Source organism: Pseudomonas sp. B2021, from assembly GCF_018135665.1.
Lineage (GTDB): Bacteria > Pseudomonadota > Gammaproteobacteria > Pseudomonadales > Pseudomonadaceae > Aquipseudomonas > Aquipseudomonas lactis.
Window position 1 is genome coordinate 2118665 of the sequence record NZ_SMOF01000001.1, and the last position, 19711, is coordinate 2138375.

General features: G+C 61.7%; 18 protein-coding genes and 2 tRNA genes. 15 read left to right on the forward strand and 5 right to left on the reverse strand.

The annotated features are described in order from the left end of the window. Nucleotides 1-190: 190 nt before the first annotated feature. The 9 genes from E1K68_RS09650 (at nucleotide 191) to E1K68_RS09690 (ending at nucleotide 8332) form a co-directional block, all read left to right on the forward strand. Nucleotides 191-1216, forward strand: a complete 1026-nt coding sequence (locus E1K68_RS09650) for an NAD(P)H-dependent glycerol-3-phosphate dehydrogenase (protein ID WP_003190045.1) — start codon at nucleotides 191-193, stop codon at nucleotides 1214-1216. A 10-nt stretch (nucleotides 1217-1226) separates the two neighbouring features. Further along, nucleotides 1227-1574, forward strand: coding sequence for a DUF4389 domain-containing protein (locus tag E1K68_RS09655; RefSeq protein ID WP_057711584.1), 348 nt, complete (start codon nucleotides 1227-1229; stop codon nucleotides 1572-1574). After that, the gene (gene sixA / locus E1K68_RS09660) at nucleotides 1571-2020 is read left to right on the forward strand and encodes a phosphohistidine phosphatase SixA (RefSeq protein WP_034135189.1); all 450 of its coding nucleotides are present in this window, start codon (nucleotides 1571-1573) and stop codon (nucleotides 2018-2020) included. The genes E1K68_RS09655 and sixA overlap by 4 nt, the downstream gene beginning before the upstream one ends. Nucleotides 2021-2398: 378 nt before the next feature. Next, entirely contained in the window at nucleotides 2399-4048 is a 1650-nt protein-coding gene (locus E1K68_RS09665) for an AMP-binding protein (RefSeq protein WP_212614007.1), read from the forward strand. Between the two features lie 30 nt (nucleotides 4049-4078). Further along, nucleotides 4079-4522 (forward strand): hotdog fold thioesterase, encoded by a 444-nt coding sequence (locus E1K68_RS09670; protein ID WP_014717751.1) that lies wholly within the window; start codon nucleotides 4079-4081, stop codon nucleotides 4520-4522. 97 nt (nucleotides 4523-4619) lie between these two features. Next, the gene (locus E1K68_RS09675; RefSeq protein ID WP_212614008.1) at nucleotides 4620-5423 is read left to right on the forward strand and encodes an alpha/beta hydrolase; all 804 of its coding nucleotides are present in this window, start codon (nucleotides 4620-4622) and stop codon (nucleotides 5421-5423) included. Next, a complete protein-coding gene (locus E1K68_RS09680) occupies nucleotides 5420-6274 on the forward strand; it encodes an alpha/beta hydrolase (RefSeq protein WP_034135192.1) in 855 nt (284 codons plus the stop codon). The genes E1K68_RS09675 and E1K68_RS09680 overlap by 4 nt, the downstream gene beginning before the upstream one ends. 102 nt (nucleotides 6275-6376) lie before the next feature. Next, complete coding sequence (locus tag E1K68_RS09685) at nucleotides 6377-7195, forward strand: DUF4892 domain-containing protein (RefSeq protein ID WP_034135193.1); 819 nt, start codon at nucleotides 6377-6379, stop codon at nucleotides 7193-7195. 72 nt (nucleotides 7196-7267) lie between these two features. Continuing rightward, nucleotides 7268-8332, forward strand: coding sequence for an AI-2E family transporter (locus E1K68_RS09690; RefSeq protein ID WP_003190063.1), 1065 nt, complete (start codon nucleotides 7268-7270; stop codon nucleotides 8330-8332). Nucleotides 8333-8479: 147 nt separating this feature from the next. Here the strand turns inward: E1K68_RS09690 and E1K68_RS09695 are convergent, their stop codons facing one another. Together E1K68_RS09695 and E1K68_RS09700 are read right to left on the reverse strand one after the other, a co-directional pair. Beyond that, complete coding sequence (locus tag E1K68_RS09695) at nucleotides 8480-9511, reverse strand: HAMP domain-containing sensor histidine kinase (RefSeq protein WP_003190064.1); 1032 nt, start codon at nucleotides 9509-9511, stop codon at nucleotides 8480-8482. After that, entirely contained in the window at nucleotides 9511-10275 is a 765-nt protein-coding gene (locus E1K68_RS09700; protein WP_003190066.1) for a response regulator, read from the reverse strand. Before E1K68_RS09700 ends, E1K68_RS09695 begins: the two co-directional genes overlap by 1 nt. A 259-nt stretch (nucleotides 10276-10534) precedes the next feature. Between E1K68_RS09700 and pyrF the strand changes: the two genes are divergently transcribed. Beyond that, nucleotides 10535-11233, forward strand: a complete 699-nt coding sequence (pyrF, locus tag E1K68_RS09705; RefSeq protein ID WP_003190068.1) for an orotidine-5'-phosphate decarboxylase — start codon at nucleotides 10535-10537, stop codon at nucleotides 11231-11233. A 124-nt stretch (nucleotides 11234-11357) separates the two neighbouring features. Here the strand turns inward: pyrF and E1K68_RS09710 are convergent, their stop codons facing one another. Then, complete coding sequence (locus E1K68_RS09710; protein ID WP_047710438.1) at nucleotides 11358-12365, reverse strand: NADP-dependent oxidoreductase; 1008 nt, start codon at nucleotides 12363-12365, stop codon at nucleotides 11358-11360. Between the two features lie 228 nt (nucleotides 12366-12593). On the opposite strand from E1K68_RS09710, the gene E1K68_RS09715 reads away from it, so the two are divergent. The 3 genes from E1K68_RS09715 (at nucleotide 12594) to E1K68_RS09725 (ending at nucleotide 17049) form a co-directional block, all read left to right on the forward strand. Further along, nucleotides 12594-13355 (forward strand): SDR family oxidoreductase, encoded by a 762-nt coding sequence (locus E1K68_RS09715; RefSeq protein ID WP_003190072.1) that lies wholly within the window; start codon nucleotides 12594-12596, stop codon nucleotides 13353-13355. A 200-nt stretch (nucleotides 13356-13555) separates the two neighbouring features. Next, nucleotides 13556-14968 (forward strand): PLP-dependent aminotransferase family protein, encoded by a 1413-nt coding sequence (locus E1K68_RS09720; protein ID WP_212614009.1) that lies wholly within the window; start codon nucleotides 13556-13558, stop codon nucleotides 14966-14968. Nucleotides 14969-15081: 113 nt separating this feature from the next. Next, complete coding sequence (locus E1K68_RS09725) at nucleotides 15082-17049, forward strand: methyl-accepting chemotaxis protein (protein ID WP_003190075.1); 1968 nt, start codon at nucleotides 15082-15084, stop codon at nucleotides 17047-17049. A 36-nt stretch (nucleotides 17050-17085) separates the two neighbouring features. Here E1K68_RS09725 and E1K68_RS09730 read toward each other — a convergent pair whose 3' ends face one another. Beyond that, nucleotides 17086-17898 (reverse strand): alpha/beta fold hydrolase, encoded by an 813-nt coding sequence (locus tag E1K68_RS09730; protein ID WP_094775071.1) that lies wholly within the window; start codon nucleotides 17896-17898, stop codon nucleotides 17086-17088. A 370-nt stretch (nucleotides 17899-18268) separates the two neighbouring features. Beyond that, nucleotides 18269-19039 (reverse strand): hypothetical protein, encoded by a 771-nt coding sequence (locus E1K68_RS09735; RefSeq protein WP_032900506.1) that lies wholly within the window; start codon nucleotides 19037-19039, stop codon nucleotides 18269-18271. Between the two features lie 359 nt (nucleotides 19040-19398). Between E1K68_RS09735 and E1K68_RS09740 the strand changes: the two genes are divergently transcribed. Both E1K68_RS09740 and E1K68_RS09745 read left to right on the forward strand, forming a co-directional pair. Beyond that, nucleotides 19399-19474: transfer RNA gene (locus E1K68_RS09740), tRNA-Glu, on the forward strand. A 3-nt stretch (nucleotides 19475-19477) separates the two neighbouring features. Then, nucleotides 19478-19553, forward strand: a tRNA-Gly gene (locus E1K68_RS09745). Nucleotides 19554-19711 lie beyond the last annotated feature (158 nt).

A 19711-nucleotide genomic window follows, 5' to 3' on the forward strand; every position in this document is an offset into this window, starting at 1 on the left:
GGCCTTGTTAATTGCGGATAGCCGCCCATGTTAACCGAGGCGCGGCTATTTGCCAGTCGTAGGACTTGCAATTACTTCGCACCTCCATGGCATTTTCCGACAACCCCGCGAATTGATACGGGGGCTGGCCGCAAGCCGGGCGCCCCGTATAATGCCGCCATCGCCACTGGTATGGATTAACGGATTGCATATGACTGAACAGCGCCCTATTGCGGTCCTGGGAGGCGGAAGTTTTGGTACCGCCGTGGCTAACCTGCTGGCCGAGAACGGCCACGCGGTGCGCCAGTGGATGCGCGACCCCGAGCAGGCCGAAGCCATTCGCGTGCATCGCGAAAACCCCCGTTACCTTAAAGGTATCAAGATTCATCCTGCCGTCGAGCCGGTGACCGACCTGCTGGAAACCCTCACGGCCTGCGACCTGTGCTTCGTCGCGCTGCCTTCCAGCGCCTTGCGCTCGGTATTGGCGCCCCACGCCGAACGCCTGGCCGGCAAACTGCTGGTCAGCCTGACCAAGGGCATCGAGGCCCACACCTTCAAGTTGATGAGTGAAATCCTCACCGAAATCGCCCCTCAGGCGCGCATTGGCGTGCTGTCCGGGCCGAACCTGGCGCGGGAAGTTGCCGAGCACGCATTGACCGCCACCGTGGTCGCCAGTGAAGACGAAGCCTTGTGCGAGCGCGTCCAGGCGGTGCTGCATGGCCGTACCTTCCGGGTCTACGCCAGCGGCGATCGCTTCGGCGTCGAATTGGGCGGGGCGTTGAAAAACGTCTACGCGATCATTGCCGGCATGGCCGTGGCCCTGGGCATGGGCGAAAACACCAAGAGCATGCTGATCACCCGGGCTCTGGCCGAAATGACGCGTTTTGCGGTGAACCAGGGGGCCAACCCCATGACCTTCCTCGGCCTGGCGGGCGTGGGTGACTTGATCGTCACCTGCTCATCGCCTAAAAGCCGCAACTATCAGGTCGGGTTTGCCTTGGGCCAAGGGCTGAGCCTGGACGAGGCGGTGACCCGTCTGGGCGAAGTGGCCGAAGGGGTCAACACCCTCAAGGTCTTGAAGGCCAAGGCCCAGGAAGTGGGCGTATATATGCCGCTGGTCGCCGGGCTGCACGCGATCCTGTTCGAAGGGCGCACCTTGAACCAGGTCATCGAGTTGCTGATGCGGGCCGAGCCCAAGACCGATGTCGACTTTATTTCCACCAGTGGTTTCAACTGAGGAACGCGTCATGAACGATCCCAAAGCTGCCCCTCCTTACGAGTCGATTGTCTTGCGCATCCTGTGGATGCTGGTGTTTGCGCTGGTATGGCAGGTGGCGCAATTCCTGCTCGGCGCGCTGGTGGTGGTCCAATTGATTTACCGGCTGATTTACGGCGCACCCAACCTGGGCCTTATGAGTTTTGGCGACAGCCTCAGCCAGTTCCTGGCGCAGATCGGCCGCTTTGGCAGCTTTCACACCGAACAAAAGCCCTGGCCGTTTGCCGATTGGCCAACCCCGCGTGCGCCCGAAGGTGAAGCGGCCCACAGCGTACCGCCGGCACCGCACCCGGTGCGTGATGAAGAGCCGAAGCTATGAAGGTATGGATTCTGCGTCACGGTGAGGCCCAAGCGCATGCGCGCACGGACGCCGAGCGCAACCTTACCGAGCATGGGCGTGCCGAAGTCTTGCGCAGTGCTGCGCACCTGATTGGCCAGCCCTTGGGCGCCATTATTGCCAGCCCTTATGTACGGGCGCAGCAGACGGCGCAGCTGGTGCGCGATGTGCTGGGGTTTCAGCCCGAAATCCGTACTGTGCCGTGGCTGACGCCCGATGGGGATGTTCAGCGAGTGCTGGAGAAACTCGACAGCGATGACGACGTGCTGTTGGTCAGCCACCAACCGCTGGTGGGCAGCCTGATCAGTTTTTTGCAGCATGGGCATCAGCGTCAGCCACAGCCGATGTACACGGCCAGCCTGGCGGAGCTTGAGGGTGATTTTCCGTTGGCGGGGTTGATGAGTCTGGTGGGTGTGAAGAATCCCTAGGCATCGTGCGACGCTGTGGCGAGGGCGCTTGCTCCCGCGACGGCCTGCCGCCGACGCCTATCTCGCTGACACCCCGCGATCCAACTGTGGGAGCTGGCTTGCCTGCGATGACGACCTGACAGGCGACACTGTTATACCGAGTACATATCCATTCCTGCGGTAACGGCCACTTAGAGTTCCGCCCTGACTTTTGGAAAAGGACCCGGAATTCCGGCCAGCGTGGTTCGACAGGGCGCCTGAGATCAAGATCAAGAGCAGATCAAGAGCGGCTCGCTTCGCATCGTGGTTAGCGACAAGCCATTTCCTTTACCTGTGCTATACCGTCAACCAAGCAAGTGCTTGGTCGGCTGTATCTCGGATCACAAAGGAGCGCGTCCCATGCCTGTCGCTTTTCGTTTGCCGTTGCAGGTCTTCTTCGAGCGTGAAGCGCGGCACCCGCGCAAAGTCTTCCTCGTTCAGCCCATCGGCGGCGGTGAGGTGCAGGCCCTCACCTGGGGCGAGGTCGGCCACCAGGCTCGTTGCGCCGCGCACTGGCTGCGCGCGCGGGAGTTGCCCCAGGGCTCGCACATTGCGCTGATTTCAAAAAATTGCGCCCACTGGATCATCGCCGACCTGGCGATCTGGATGGCCGGGCATGTGTCGGTGCCGCTTTATCCCAACCTCACCGCTGAGTCCGTCGCCCATGTGCTGACCCACTCGCAGGCGCGATTGGCGTTGATCGGTAAACTCGATGACTGGCCGGCGATGGCGCCTGGCGTTCCTGAGGGGGTGCCGACTATCAGCCTGCCGCTATGTCCGGAGGAGACTTTCGATTTCTGTTGGGCGGACCTGCAAGCCTGTTCACCGATCCAGGACAACCCGCTACCGGATGCCGACAGCCTGGCTACTATTATCTACACCTCCGGTACTACTGGCCTGCCTAAAGGGGTGATGCACAGTTTCGGCGCCTTGGGGTTTGCTGCCACGCGCGGTACTGAGTTGTTCGGCCTGGGGGAGGGTGACCGGTTGCTGTCGTACCTGCCGCTGTGCCATGTGGCGGAGCGAATGTTTGTGGAAATGGCGTCGATCTATACCGGGCAAACCGTTTTTTTTGCTGAGAGCCTGGAGACCTTCCTGACCGATTTGCGCAGGGCGCGGCCGACGGCCTTGTTTGGCGTGCCGCGCATCTGGACCAAATTCCAACTGGGCGTCTACGCCAAAATCCCGGAAAAAAGGCTCGATATGCTGTTAAGCCTGCCTTTTATCGGCAAGCGCGTCGGCCATAAAGTCCTCGCCGGCCTGGGGCTGGATGCGTTGCGCATCGCCCTGTCCGGCGCGGCGCCGGTGCCCGAGGCGTTGCTGCGTTGGTATCAGCGCCTGGGCCTGGATGTGCTGGAGGTGTATGGCATGACCGAAAACTGCGGCTATTCCCATGTGTGTCGCCCTGGTGGGCAAAGGCTCGGTTGGATCGGCCAGTCCTGCCCAGGTGTGCAAGTGCGCATCGACCCGTCAGGCGAAGTGCAGGTACACAGTGGCGCGACCATGCTGGGCTATTTCAAGGACCCGCAGAAAACCGCGGATACGCTCACCGCAGATGGCTTCCTGCGCACGGGTGACAAGGGCGAGCAGGACGCTGACGGTCGTCTGCGCCTGACCGGGCGCCTCAAGGAGATCTTCAAGACCAGCAAAGGCAAATACGTGGCCCCGGCGCCGATTGAAAACCGCCTGGCCGAACATGCGCGTATTGAACAGGTGTGTGTGGTCGGCGAGGGGCTCAGCGCACCGATCGGGCTGTGCGTGTTGTCGGCGCCGGGCGAGGACCGCCACGCCCTGGGCAGTGGCCTTCAGCGTTGGCTGGCACAGGTGAATGCCGGCCTGGATAAGCATGAGCGCATGGGGCAACTGGTGGTGGTGAAAGATCACTGGGCAGTGGAAAACGGTTTTCTCACGCCGACCTTGAAGATCAAGCGCAACGTGATCGAGTCGACGTACGGGCCACAATTACAAGCGTGGAGCGCGCGCGCCGAAACCGTTCTGTGGCAGGATTAGGGCCGTAATAAAACCAACAAGGACAACCGTATGAGCCTGTGGCGTACCCAACCGAATATCGAACACCTCAACGCGATCCAGAAAAACACCATCGGTGAAATGCTGGATATTCGTTTCGAAAGCTTCGACGACGAATCCCTTACCGCCAGTATGGTGGTCGACCACCGCACCCATCAGCCCTACGGCCTGCTGCACGGCGGCGCCTCGGTGGTGCTGGCCGAAAGTGTCGGCTCCATGGCCGCCTATTTGTGCATTGATGCAAGCAAGTTCTATTGCGTGGGCCTGGAGGTCAACGCCAACCATCTGCGCGGTGTGCGCAGCGGTCGGGTGACGGCGGTGGCCAAGGCTATCCATATCGGGCGCACTACCCAGGTGTGGGATATCCGCTTGAGCAGCGACGAGGGCAAGGCCAGTTGTGTCTCACGCTTGACCATGGCCGTGGTGCCGCTGGGTGAACAACCGCCGGCGCGATAGGCGTGGCGTGAGTGTCATCATTCCTGGCAGTTACAGTCATTGCTGTAGGGGCCGGGCATGGTGACAATCCCCCTCTGTTTTTGTTGATGGAACCTGTATGCCGCAGCATGTGTTTTTTACCCACGCCAATGGTTTCCCTTCGGCCACCTACGGCAAGCTTTTTGCCGCCCTGGCCCCGGAATATACGGTGGCGCATCTGCCGCAGCACGGCCACGACCCCAGGTTCCCGGTGGATGATAACTGGCAGAACCTGGTGGACGAGCTGATCCACCATCTGGAGCAGCAGCCAGAGCCGGTATGGGGCGTGGGCCATTCCCTGGGCGGCGTGCTGCATTTGCACGCGGCCATGCGTTGCCCGCACCTGTACCGGGGCGTGGTGATGTTGGATTCGCCGGTGCTCACCCGCGCAGACCGCTGGGTGATCCGCGCTGCCAAGCGCTTTGGCTTTATCGACCGCCTCACCCCAGCCGGGCGCACGCTTGGCCGGCGCGAAGAATTCACCGACCTGGACACCGCGCGCAGCTACTTCGCCGGCAAGACCCTGTTCCGTGGCTTCGACCCCGATTGCTTTGACGCGTACCTGCAACATGGCCTGCAGCAAGTGGGCGACCGCCTGCGCCTGCGGTTCGACCCGGCCACCGAAATCAGCATCTATCGCGGCGTGCCCCACACCAGCCCGGGCCAGGTGCGCCAACTGAAGGTGCCGCTGGCCGTGGTGCGTGGCCGCCAGAGCCGGGTGGTGATGCGTCACCATGCCAGCGGCGTCGACCGCTTGCCCATGGGTGAAATGCTCACCATGCCCGGCGGCCATATGTTCCCCCTCGAACGCCCCCAGGACACCGCTGCCTTGATCAAGAACCTGTTCGCCCGCTGGCAGGCCCGTGAGCGCAGTTGCGCATGAGCACGCCTGTCGAAGAGGTTCGCCTGAGCCTGCCGCATATCGAACTGGCCGCGCATCTGTTCGGGCCTGAGGACGGCCTGCCGGTGATTGCCCTGCATGGCTGGCTGGACAACGCCAACAGCTTTGCGCGCCTGGCGCCCAAGCTGCACGGCTTGCGCATCGTTGCCCTGGACATGGCCGGGCATGGGCATTCGGCGCACCGCCCGGCAGGCGCCGGTTATGCCTTGTGGGATTACGTCTACGACGTGCTGCAGGTGGCCGAGCAACTGGGCTGGAAACGTTTTGCATTACTCGGCCACTCTCTTGGCGCCATCGTCTCCCTGGTGTTGGCCGGGGCCTTGCCGGAGCGGGTGACGCACCTGGGCCTGATCGACGGTGTGATCCCGCCGACCGCCAGCGGCGAGAACGCGGCCGAGCGCCTGGGCATGGCCTTGCAGGCGCAATTGAGCCTGCAAGACAAGCGCAAGCCGGTCTACAACAGCCTTGATCGAGCGGTTGAGGCGCGGATGAAAGGCGTAGTGGCGGTCAGTCGTGAAGCGGCGCAGCTCCTGGCCCAGCGCGGTTTGATGCCGGTACCGGGCGGTTACACCTGGCGCAGCGATAGCCGCCTGACCCTGGCGTCGCCGATGCGCCTGACCGACGAACAAGCCATGGCCTTCGTGCGACGGGTAGGGTGCCCTACGCAGTTGGTGGTCGCGGCTGACGGCATGCTGGCGAAACATCCCGAATTGCTTTCTCAGCTACCCTTCACGGTTACCACGCTGCCAGGCGGCCATCATTTACACCTGAATGACGAGCCCGGCGCGGCTCTTGTTGCAGACTGTTTCAATCGGTTCTTCTCCACGCCTTGACTTGGCGGGGTCAACTGCCGAGGCTGGGCGGATTGAAAGGGAGTCAACCATGAACACACTCAATATCGCTGTGACCAACATTGGCCAGGGCTCACTGATCCGATGAGCCTGGGCAAAGGATGTATCCGTGCCCTTGGCATTTGCTGTTTCAGCCCCCTGGTATTTGCCGCCGACCTGCCCGGCAGCCAGGATTTACCGGCGGTAGCCCGCCAGGTTGATGCGCAAATCGTCGATTACCGCCCCGCTGAAGACAAGGAACGCATCTACCCCATGGGCGCGATTCGCAAGATCAGCGGCCAGTTGCGCTACGAAGGCCAGGCCATCGCACGCGGCCCGGCCACTGCAATCACCTATGAACTACCCGCCGAACACAGCTCCAGCGCTGCCTTTACTGCAACGCGCGAAGCCTTGCAGGCCAAGGGCGCGCAGTTGTTGTTCTGGTGCAAGGCCCGCGATTGTGGCGAAAGCAGCCTGTGGGCCAACGAGGTGTTCGGCAACGCCAAGCTGGTGGGCGCCGACGGCCAACAGGAATACCTGCTGCTACGCCTGGCCGCCCCGCAGGACAATTCCCTGGTCGCGCTGTACGGCATCACCCGTGGTAACCGCCGCGCCTACCTGCATGTGGAGCAACTCGACGCCAGCGCGCCCTTGGGCGACCTGCTGCCCACCTCGGCCACCCTGCTGCGTGAACTCAAAAGCACCGGCGAGCTGGATTTTCCCGCGCTGGGCGCCGAACCGGATGACACCTGGCTGACCCTGATATCCCGCGCCTTGAACCTCGATACCACCCTGCGCGTCAGCCTGAGCGGGCCAAAGGCCGAGTCCTGGCGCCAGGCGCTGGTTGAGAAGGGCGTGCGCACCGCCCGTCTGGAAACCGGCAGCGGTGAAACCCAAGGACTGCACCTGCATCTGATACGCTAAGCACCACAGGGCGAACGGACCCGCGCCGTTCGCCTAAGCTCTCTTCCTACAGCCTTCTTCTCGAGATACCCGATGCTCAATAACGATCGCCTGCTGGTGCAAATCCTGCTGCTGGTGCTGTTTGGTGCCAGCTTCTGGGTCATGGCGCCGTTCTGGTCGGCGCTGTTCTGGGGCGCGGTGCTGGCCTTTGCCAGTTGGCCGCTGATGCGTTTGCTCACCCGCTGGCTCGGCGGCCGGGAATCCCTGGCCGCTGGCATCCTGACGTTGGGCTGGATGTTGCTGGTGGCGGTGCCATTGGTATGGCTGGGGTTCAACCTGGCTGACCATGTGCGTGATGCGGTGGCGCTGATCAAGGACATCCAGGTCGACGGCTTGCCCGAGGCGCCGACATGGTTGGGGTCGATACCCTTTGTCGGCGAGCGCCTGGTGGCGACATGGGACAGCATTGATCAGCAAGGCGCGGCGCTGATGGTGAGCATCAAGCCGTACCTGGGCCAAGTCGGCAATTGGTTGTTGGCGCGCAGTGCGCAAATTGGCGGCGGTATTCTTGAGCTGACCCTGAGCCTTGTCTTCGTGTTCTTTTTCTACCGTGACGGGCCGCGCCTGGCGATGTTTGTGCATCGCCTGTTGGAGCGCCTGATCGGCGAACGCGCGGGCTATTACATCGAACTGGTGGCCGGCACGGTGCAGCGAGTGGTCAATGGTGTGATCGGCACCGCTGCGGCCCAGGCGCTGCTGGCGCTGATCGGCTTTCTGATCGCTGGCGTACCGGGCGCGCTGGTGCTGGGTATCGTGACTTTCCTGCTCAGCCTGATTCCCATGGGACCGCCGCTGGTGTGGATCCCGGCCACGGCGTGGCTGGCGTGGAAGGGCGATTACACCTATGCGGTATTCCTGGGCGTGTGGGGCACGTTCGTGATCAGCGGCGTGGATAACGTGCTCAAGCCGTACCTGATCAGCCGTGGCGGCAACTTGCCGTTGGTTATCGTATTGTTGGGCGTGTTTGGCGGGTTGATAGCGTTCGGCTTTATTGGCCTGTTTATCGGCCCGACGTTGTTGGCGGTGGCTTACAGCCTGCTGACAGACTGGAGCGCGAGCCAGGCCCAGGTGCGCCGCGAAGACAAACCGTGTAACTGATGGGTGTAGGTGCGACGCCGTACCTGTGGGAGCTGGCTGGCCTGCGATAGCGTTGGGCCAGCCAACACCTCATCGACTGACACTACGCAATCGCAGGCAAGCCAGCTCCCACATTTGGATCGCGGCGCGTCAGGCAGGTGGGAGTTCTCAAACCCTCGGCAACCACATCACCGCCGTCAAACCACCGCCCGGTGTCTCCTCTAGGCTCAGGTGGCCGCCGAGTCGCTCGACGGCTTCCCTGGCAATGGTCATGCCCAAACCAACCCCTCCAGAATTGCGGTTGCGCGATCCTTCCAGGCGAAAGAACGGCTCGAACACCGCTTCGCGCTTATCGGCGGCGATTCCCGGGCCGTGGTCGATCACCCGTATCACCAGGGCGCCGCGGCTGTCGGCCAGTTCTACTCGGGCGGTGCCGGCATAGCGCAGGGCGTTGTCGATCAGGTTGTTCAGGCAGGAACGCAGGGCCATCGGCTGTACCTGCAACGGCGCACAGGTTCCAGAAAATTGCACGTCGCGGCCTTGGTCCTGGGCGTTTTCACTCAAAGATTCCACTAATGCCTGCACATCGAGCCAATGCCGTGTCTCGCTGGTGCGCTGTTCGTGCAGGTAACTCAAGGTGGCATCGAGCATGCCGATCATGTCGTCCAGGTCCTGGCGCATCTGGCCTTGCAGCTTGGGGTCTTCAATCTGTTCCAGGCGCAGCTTGAGGCGCGAGAGCGGGGTGCGCAGGTCGTGGGAGACCGCGCCGAGCATGCGGGCGCGCTGGCTGACCTGTTCGCGGATGCGCTTTTGCATCAGGTTGAAGGTGGAGGCCGCCTGGCGTGCCTCGCGAGGGCCGGACTCCACCAGGGGCGGGCTGTCGAGGTCGACGCTCAGGCGCTCGGCCGCTGCGCTCAGGCGCTGGATCGGCCGGCTCAGCAGTTTGGCGCCGTACCAGGCGGCGATGATCAGCGAGATAAATTGAAACGTCAGGGGCACCACCGGGCCGCCGAACCAGGGGCGAGGCGCCTTGCGCAAGGGCGTGAGGCTGCCGTCCGGTTGTTCGACGAACGCCGCGCGGGGCGGTGGCGGCGGGCCGTAGTGGTGAAACCAGAAGAACGCCAGCACATGGGCCAGCACAATCGCCACCAGCAACAGGCCGAACAGTCGCCCGAACAGCGTGTTGAAGGGGGCGCGCATCAACCGATATCCCGGGCGTCGAACAGGTAGCCTTCGCCGCGTACGGTCTTGATCAGTTGCGGAGCCTTGGGGTCATCCCCCAGTTTCTGACGCAGGCGCGACACCAGCAAGTCGATGCTGCGGTCGAAAGCCTCGATGGAACGCCCACGGGCCGCGTCCAGCAGCTGTTCGCGGCTCAGCACACGCCGCGGGCGTTCGATAAACACCCACAACAAACGAAACTCGGCGTTGGACAGCGGCACCACCAGGCCGTCATCGGCCACCAGCTGGCGCAGTACGCTGTTCAGGCGCCAAGTGTCGAAACGGATATTGGCCCGCTGTTCGGTGCGGTCATCACGCACCCGGCGCAGGATGGTCTGGATACGCGCGACCAGTTCCCGGGGTTCGAACGGCTTGGACATATAGTCGTCTGCCCCCAGTTCCAGGCCGATGATGCGGTCGGTGGGTTCGCAGCGGGCGGTGAGCATCAGGATCGGAATGTCCGATTCGGCGCGCAGCCAGCGGCACAATGTCAGCCCGTCTTCGCCCGGCAGCATCAGGTCGAGCACCACCACATCGAAGGTCTCCGCTTGCATGGCCTGGCGCATGGCGATGCCGTCGGTGACGCCTGAGGCGAGAATATTGAAGCGTGCCAGGTAGTCGATCAGCAGTTCGCGGATCGGCACGTCGTCGTCGACAATCAGCGCGCGGGTGTTCCAGCGCTTGTCTTCGGCGATCACCGCGTCTTTTGGCGCTTCGTTTACAGGGTCGCAAGGGGTATGCATAGCGAGGTCATCTGCCTGGTTGTGGCTGTCAGCATAGGCGCCCAGTTCCAGGGCTGGAAGTGCTGGGCGGGCGGTCATGTGCGCGAGGCTAGCCGGGCGGCGTATTGGGGGCGTGTCGTGAATGTATCGGGCTTGAAACAATTGCCTTGAATCGCCGGTATTGGGCGCTTGATCGGTATTTACCGATCATCGGATCCCGCAACGGCGCTGCTTGCGCTACAATCCGCGCCGATTTCGACTTGCCTGAGAGCCCATTCCAATGTCCGTCTGCCAGACTCCTATCATCGTCGCCCTGGATTACCCCACCCGTGACGCCGCACTGAAGCTGGCTGACCAGTTGGACCCCAAGCTTTGCCGGGTCAAGGTCGGCAAGGAATTGTTCACCAGTTGCGCGGCGGAAATCGTCGGCACCCTGCGGGACAAAGGCTTCGAAGTGTTCCTCGACCTCAAATTCCATGACATCCCCAACACCACGGCGATGGCCGTCAAAGCCGCGGCCGAGATGGGCGTGTGGATGGTCAATGTGCACTGCTCCGGTGGCCTGCGCATGATGAGCGCCTGCCGCGAAGTGCTGGAACAGCGCAGCGGCCCCAAACCGTTGTTGATCGGCGTGACCGTGCTCACCAGCATGGAGCGCGAAGACCTGGCGGGCATTGGCCTGGATATCGAGCCGCAGGTGCAAGTGTTGCGCCTGGCAGCCCTGGCGCAGAAAGCCGGCCTCGACGGCCTGGTGTGCTCAGCCCTGGAAGCCCAGGCCCTGAAAAACGCACATCCGTCGCTGCAACTGGTGACACCGGGTATCCGTCCTACCGGCAGCGCCCAGGATGACCAGCGCCGTATCCTGACCCCGCGCCAGGCCCTGGATGCGGGCTCTGACTACCTGGTGATCGGCCGGCCGATCAGCCAGGCGGCGGATCCTGCAAAAGCGTTGGCAGCGGTCGTCGCCGAGATCGCCTGATTTTTAGAGTGAGCAAAAAATGTGGGAGCTGGCTTGCCTACGATAGTATCAACTCGGTATCACTTAGAAACCGAGTTGCTTGCATCGCAGGCAAGCCAGCTCCCACATTTGTTTTTGTGGTGTGTCAGCTGACTTTGAGCACCAACTTCCCGAAGTTCTCGCCGTTGAACAGCTTCATCAGCGTTTCCGGGAATGTCTCCAGCCCTTCGACAATATCTTCCTTGCTCTTGAGCTTGCCCTGGGCCATCCAGCCGGCCATTTCCTGACCCGCCGCCGCGAAGTTCGCCGCGTGGTCCATTACCACAAAGCCTTCCATACGCGCACGGTTGACCAGCAATGACAGGTAGTTCGCCGGGCCTTTGACCGCTTCCTTGTTGTTGTACTGGCTGATTGCACCGCAAATCACCACGCGGGCTTTGAGCGCCAGGCGGCTGAGCACCGCGTCGAGAATATCGCCGCCGACGTTATCGAAATACACGTCCACGCCTTTGGGGCACTCGCGCTTGAGGGCGGCGGGCACGTCTTCGCTTTTGTAGTCGATGGCGGCGTCGAAGCCCAGCTCATCGACCAGGAACTTGCACTTCTCGGCGCCACCGGCGATCCCCACTACGCGACAGCCTTTGAGCTTAGCGATCTGCCCGGCGATGCTGCCCACGGCACCGGCGGCGCCGGAGATCACCACGGTGTCACCGGCTTTCGGTGCGCCGGTCTCCAGCAGAGCAAAGTAGGCCGTCATGCCGGTCATGCCCAGGGCGGACAGGTAGCGGGGCAGGGGCGCCAGCTTGGGGTCCACCTTATAGAAACCACGGGGCTCGCCAAGGAAGTAATCCTGCACGCCCAGTGCACCGTTCACGTAGTCCCCCACCGCGAAGTTCGGATGCTTCGAGGCAATCACCTTGCCTACGCCAAGGGCGCGCATCACTTCGCCGATGCCTACCGGTGGGATGTAGGACTTGCCTTCATTCATCCAGCCACGCATGGCCGGGTCGAGGGACAGGTATTCGTTGCGCACCAGCACCTGGCCGTCCTGGGGCTCGCCCACCGACACTTCCTGGTAGGTGAAGGTCTCTCGCGTGGCGGCACCGACCGGGCGTTTGGCGAGTAGAAATTGGCGGTTGGTCTGGGCGGTCATGGCAAGGACTCTTTAGAAATGGAACATGAGTGATAGACCCTCAGGGGCAGAAGGGCAAGGGTGTGCGGCGCAGGCGAATGCCCGGCAATAGGCCTCGCTGATAATCAGCCGGGCGGCTTTATCACTACGATTCATGCAGCGCCAACCGGCCTTCTGATAGTGCTGATGCGCGGCTGCCAGCGTTGGCTAGACTCGCCTCACCGCAATTAACCCCACAGGACAGTTCCCATGAGCATGACGTTTTCTGGCCAAGTCGCCTTGGTGACCGGCGCCGCCGCTGGTATTGGCCGCGCCACCGCGCTGGCATTCGCCGCCGAAGGCTTGAAGGTGGTGGTCGCGGACCTTGATGTGGCAGGAGGCGAGGGCACTGTGGCACTGATCCACCAGGCCGGTGGCGAAGGGATATTTGTACGCTGCAACGTCACCCTCGACACGGACGTGCAGCAATTGATGGCACAGACCGTCGCCACCTATGGGCGCCTGGACTACGCCTTCAACAACGCCGGCATCGAGATCGAGAAGGGCAAGCTGGCAGACGGCAGTCTTGATGAGTTCGATGCCATCATGGGGGTTAACGTCAAAGGCGTGTGGCTGTGCATGAAGTATCAGTTGCCTTTGCTATTGGCCCAGGGTGGCGGGGCCATCGTCAATACCGCATCGGTGGCGGGGTTGGGGGCGGCGCCGAAGATGAGCATTTATGCGGCGTCCAAGCATGCGGTGATCGGCCTGACCAAATCAGCGGCCATCGAGTACGCGAAGAAGAAAATCCGCGTGAATGCCGTCTGCCCGGCCGTGATTGATACCGACATGTTTCGCCGCGCCTATGAGGCCGACCCACGCAAGGCTGAGTTTGCCGCAGCCATGCACCCGGTCGGACGCATTGGCAAGGTTGAGGAAATCGCCAGCGCCGTGTTGTACCTGTGCAGCGATGGCGCAGCATTTACCACCGGTCAGGCCCTCGCGGTGGACGGCGGCGCGACGGCGATTTAGGACGGCAGGTCGCGGGGCATTCGAAAACAGGGCCAGGTGCTGTGGGGCGTTTCCATGGCGGGCAGTGGGCTGTGCTCGAATATGTTTCACTAGGTAAATAACCCAATAAAATCAATACTTTAATAAAAGTTGGCGACCGGTTTTACCGGGCTTCTGTGCTTAACTGTTAGGGGTTAACAGACAGTTGAAGTGAGTGGCTCATGGATTTAGGGATCGATCGACAAGCCCTGGTACCGGTTGTTCAGCAGATCGTCAGCGCGGTGGCAGAATGGATTCGCAAGGAGGGGGTGAGCCCTGGCACACGCTTGCCGTCCATTCGCCAATTGGCCCTCGATAACCTGCTGAGCCAGGCCAGCGTGATCGAGGCATTCGAACGATTGGCGGCCCAGGGGTTGCTGGCCCCCCGACATGGCTCGGGGTTTGTGGTGGCGTCACCCACAACGGTCCACGAAAACCATTGGTATGAAGGGGCCGAACAGGGCTGGGGTGCATTCACCGATGGCCCACTGGGCCAGCTGAAGCTGGGCTGCGGCTGGCTACCCGACACCTGGCGCGAAAGCGATGACATCAACTACGCGATCCGCGAACTGAGCCGTACCGACACCGGCGGCCTGTTCAACTACAGCACACCCTTGGGGTTGCCGACGTTGCGCGAACAACTGCTCAAGCGCCTGACCCAGATACACGTGCCCGCTAGCCTGGAACGTATCCTCACCACCCACGGCGCCAGCCATGCCCAGGACCTGTTGATACGCACGCTGCTCAAGCCCGGTGATGAGGTGGTGGTCGAGACACCCGGGTATGGCAATCTCTATCGCCAACTGGCCTTTCAGGGGGTTACGCTGCTGCAAGTGCCGCGCACCCGTGGTGGCCCCGATATCCCGGCATTGGAAGCGCTGCTGCACACCCACCGGCCCAAGTGCCTGTTCATCAGCAGCCTGTATCACAACCCCACAGGGACCAGTTTGAGCCGTCCGGTGGCGGAGCGCTTGTTGGAGTTGGCACGCGAGCGCGACTTCCTGATTATCGAAGAGGACGTTTACGGTGACCTGCAACATGCCAGTTGCACACGCTTGTCAGCGCTGGCCCATGATGACCGGGTGATCTATGTGTCGAGCTTTTCCAAGACACTGAGCGGTGCCCTGCGCGTGGGTTACCTGTGTGCCAATGCCGCGATCATCACGCAATTGGCCCAGCTCAAGACCCTGACAGGCATCGGCACCTCACGTTTTGCCGAAGCCATGGTGGCGACGTTGTTGAGTAACGGCACTTACCGTAAGTGGGTGCAGCGCCTGCGCAAGCGCCTGAACGCGCAGATGGCCGCGACGTTGCAGGTGCTGGAGGATGAAGAGTGGCAGGTATTTGCCGCACCCGCAGGTGGCATGTTCCTGTGGGCGCGACCGGGCTTGGCCGACCCTTTGCGATTGCAAGCCTGCGCCCAGCGCCTCGGTGTGTTGCTGTCGCCGGGGGCGTTGTTCAGCCCCACGGGTGAGCGCAGCGAATGGCTGCGCATCAATGTGGCCTACGCGGCTGACCAGCGCGCATTGACGCTGTTCCGCGCCATGGGCGCGGCAAGATCGACCTCGACCATTCTGAAAACGACGCACATGTAGCTTTTTGCCATTATTGCGGCGCCAGCGGCTTGTGCTCAGTGCCTCGGGGTTGCGAATCTCGCTGCTTGTAAACCTGGCTTATGGCATTTGCCATTGCAAGAGGATCAAGTGCAATGATTTCGGGCGTGCAACGACATTTCGCCAACCTCGGTATGGCAAAAAAACTCGGCTTGGGTTTTACCCTGGTACTGCTGCTGACGGCCCTGGTGGCGGCCATCGGTGTGTGGTCCCTGCAGACCATCGGCCAGCGCTTCGAAGGCCTCACGTCGATGTCGACGCTTAACAGTGACCTGCTCAAGGTGCGCTTGATCGAACAAGACTATGCGCTGCACGCCGACCCCAAGGCCGTTGATGCCCTGCATGTCAGTGTCGATGCGCTGCTGGCCCAGGCCACGCGTCTCAAGGCTCGGTCCGCCAGCAACGAGCGAGTGATGGGCGACGTTGAACAAGCCTTGGTCGCCTATCGCCAGGCATTCGATGAGTTCGTCGAGTTGACCCAGACCAAAGACCTCGCCCTGGAAATGGCCAGTTGGTCGGTGTCCAGCGTGGCCAATAACCTGGATGTGCTGCAAGCCGGGCTGGCGGATGACGGTGCCTATGGCCTTAAGGAAAGCCAAGGCAAGGAGGGCGCGGAGTTTATCGAGCAGGCCGGGCAGGTCAGCCAGGTGTCGCGCCTGATGTTGCAGGCCATGAACGAGGCGCGGGTACGCCTGGACCAGAGCCGCAGGGCAGACGCAGAGGACGCCGGGCAGGGCAAGATCGAGCAAGCCGACCAGGCCCTGGCTGAAGTCGAGAAACTCAAAACCACGGTCAAGGACCCCGGCTACCAGACCGTGCTCAATGAAGTCGCCGGGCATATCGCTTCGTTCAGTGAAAAGCTCGGCGAATACACCGCGCTGCTGGCCCAGGAAAAAGTGGTCTACACGCAATTGCATGACCGCGCCGAGCAAGTGGTCAGCCGGGTCAACCAAGCGTATGCCGCCGAAGACCAGTCCATGCAAACACAGTTGCAGCACAGCACGCTGTTGATCATCGGTTCATCTGCTCTGGCACTGCTGGTGGGTTTGATCGCTGCGTGGGTGATCACCCGCTTGATTGTTGCGCCGTTGCGTGCGGTGATCGCCGTGGCCCAGCAGATCGCCTCGGGTGACCTGAGTGGGCGCATGGAGGTCAGCCGGCGTGATGAAATCGGCCAGTTGATGCAGGCGATGCAGCAGATGGGCAACAGCTTGAGCCAGATGGTCAGTGGGTTGCAGGCGGGGATCGAACAACTCGCCAGTTCCGCGCATTCGCTGTCCAGCGTCACCGAGCAAACCACCGCCGAAGTCAGCAGTCAGAAAGACGAAACCGAGCAGGTCGCCACGGCGATGAACCAGATGACCGCCACCGTGCACGATGTGGCACGCAATGCCGAGCAGGCGGCCCAAGCCGCGCAGACCGCGGATGCCAAAGTCGATAGCGGCCAGCAGGTGGTACGCATGAGCCTGCAGCGTATCGAATTGCTGGCCACGTCCAGCAACAGTGCCAGCGCCAGCATCGAAAGCCTCAGCGCGCAAATCCAGAATATCGGTACCGTGTTGAGTGTGATCCAGAGCGTGGCCGAACAGACCAATTTACTGGCCTTGAACGCTGCGATTGAGGCAGCGCGTGCCGGTGAGCAGGGGCGTGGCTTTGCGGTGGTGGCCGATGAGGTGCGGGCACTGGCCAAGCGCACCCAGCAATCGACCGAGGAAATTGAACGGCTGGTCAGCACCTTGCGCAGTGCGGCGCAGTCCTCGGTGCAGCAGATCCAGCAGAGCGGCGAGCTGGTGAAGCTGGCGGTCAGTGATGCGCTGGAAACCGAAGGGGCCCTGGGCAGCATTGCGGCGGCCGTTTCATTGATCCAGCAGATGAACCAACAGATCGCCGCCGCCGCCGAGGAGCAAAGCTCGGTGGCCGAAGAGATCAACCGCAGCGTTACCAGTATTCGGGCGAGTGCCGATCATTCGGCGTTGAGCATGCAAGGCAATGCCGCCTCGAGCATCCAGTTGGCGCAGTTGGGCGCGCAACTCAAGGGGATGGTGGGGCATTTCCGCCTTTGATCGCAGCCAAGGCGCTGCGATCTGAGGGCAGGGCAATCAGCCGTGGTTGGCGAGGAAGGTCAGCAGCGCCTCGTTGACGAAATCCGGGTTCTCGCGACTGGAGATATGCCCGGCTTCAGGGATCAGGATCAGGCTGCAGCCGATCAGCTCGGCCATTTCCTCGGATTCTGCCGGTGGCCGGGGTTTGTCCTGCTCGCCGCACATCACCAAGGTGGTGTCGGAGTCCAATCCAGGTAATTGCGCCAGGATGTCTTCGCGGCTGAAGATCAGGCGGCCCAGCGGCACGATACTGTCCAGCAAGCGTTCTTTGGGGAAGCTTTGCAGTGACTGGCGAAAATCCTGGTACAGCGCGGATTCGCGGTCGATGCCCGGGCGGAAGAAGATCGGTGCGATCACATCCAGCAACGGTTCGGGGATCGCCCCGGCGTCTTCAATCATCTTGAACAGCGAGAAATAGTACTGGCGCGTTGCTTCGGGTTCGGCCCCGAGGTAGGTGTCCATCAGCACCACGCTGTTGATGCGCTGGGGAGCCAGCAGCGCCAGGCGTGCGCCCCACATGCCGCCGACCGAGAGGCCCACCAGGTTGGCCTGTGCGATGTCCAGGTGATCCAGCAGTGCCAGGGCCTGGCGGGCAAGGTCATCCAGGGAATGGGTGAGTGCTGGCAACGGGCCGGACTCCCCGTGGCCCCACAATTCGGGGACGATTACGCGGTATTGCTGCGACAGCGCTTCAATCTGCGGCGCCCACATGTCGCTGGCCCATAGGTAACTCGAACCCAGTAGCACGACGGGGCCGGCGCCCTGGTCGATATAGTGCAGCGGTTGTCCATCAATCACGGCGACAGGCATAACAGGCCTCTAATTTCACGGAGTGAGGGGCACTTTTTTACGCTAGTCGGAGGCGGGGGGATAGGTGCACATTGATGGCATGTGATGATTTGGGCGCTGTGGCAAGCAAGCTTACTCCCGCGACGGCCCGCCAGCCGCCGCTTATCTTCCGAACATCCCCTCACTTCAAATGTGGGAGCTGGCTTGCCTGCGATGACGGCCTGCCAGCCGATGCTTGCCTACCTGGCACCCCACAATCGAACTGTGGGAGCGGGCTTGCTCGCGAAAGCGGTGGGTCAGCAACATCAATGTTGCTGGGCCGACGTCTTCGCAGGCAAGCCAGCTCCCACCTTTGATCTTCGTTGCTTTGAGCATTGCGCTCGCGTTGCCATCAATCGTAAATAGCTTTCTTCTTCCACTCGGCGTCAGCGTCAACAACTTTCAAGCCCTCGGTCAACTCGTTGACTTCGTCCTCGGCAGGCTGGCTGTTGGTCAGCACTGTGGAGTTGGCGCGCGCCAATTGGGACTCCAGCAGTTGCAACTGGGCGCTGTAGAGCACCGGCTCCGGCTGTTTGCGCAAGTACTGCACGCCGCGCTCGAACGCCAGGCGAGCCTGGCCGGGTTGGCCTTGCAGCAGGGCGTGCTGGCCGAGGTTGTTGAAAAACTCGATGTGCAGCAGCACCAGGATATGCCGGATTTCCTTGATCCAATGCTTGGCCTCGTTGGTCGGCAGGAAGCCGTCCTGGGCGGCGCGGGTGACTTGGCCGTGCAGGGCTTCGAGCAAAAAGCGCACGTCCTTGGCCTTGGCTTCGGTCTGGATCGGTGCCGGCGGGTTGGCCACTGGAATCGACTCGCCTTGGGCGATCAGCGCATTCAGTTCGGTGATACGCGCCTTGAGTGGTGCGCTGGACTTGTTCAGGTTCAACAGGCGCTGGTTGACGTTCAGCTCCAGGCGAGCCAGCAACAGCTTGAGCGCTGGGGTCATCAGTTGTCCAGGGAAGGTCTCGGTGATTTCACCGCAGCGACGCAGCCGATCGTTAAGCTCGATCTCGGTGCGTTTCTTTTCCAGCTTGTTGTTTTCCACCACGTGGTTCATGTAGCCAATGGCGATCAGTATTACGATCCCGGCTATTACCAGCAGGGTGATCATGAGTGGTGTCACCGGTGTGACCTCTTTAATAGGGTGTGCTGTGGAGTGTAGTGACTGGGTCATCCGGCGGATAGGACCGATCGACCAGTTGCCCAGGTGATTTCTTCTATATAGGCAGGCGTTGTCTGAATGGATGCACATTGCCATCATTTGCCTGGGTGAACTATAGCGCCTTGTCGAACGCCAGAATATAGGCGCCAAGGCTCGGACGGTACCAATGCCCGCGAAGGCCGTGAAACCATGGCGAAGTCATTGATTTAAATAAATTTATCCTTGGGGGTTGACGACCTTTCAATCCATCCATAGAATGCGCGCCACTTACAGCGTAAAGCACACAGCGAAACGCGGTAGGGAGTGAATGTTGTACGTGTGTCCCCTTCGTCTAGTGGCCTAGGACACCGCCCTTTCACGGCGGTAACAGGGGTTCGAGTCCCCTAGGGGACGCCATATGCGGGAATAGCTCAGTTGGTAGAGCACGACCTTGCCAAGGTCGGGGTCGCGAGTTCGAGTCTCGTTTCCCGCTCCAATTTACAAGCAGTGTGGCCCTCGGGCGGCATTGAGTGAAACCAGGACCAAGTCTTCGGACAAGGCCTCTGGGCACTGGAACACACACCATGTGTTTCAGTAGCGTGTCCCCTTCGTCTAGTGGCCTAGGACACCGCCCTTTCACGGCGGTAACAGGGG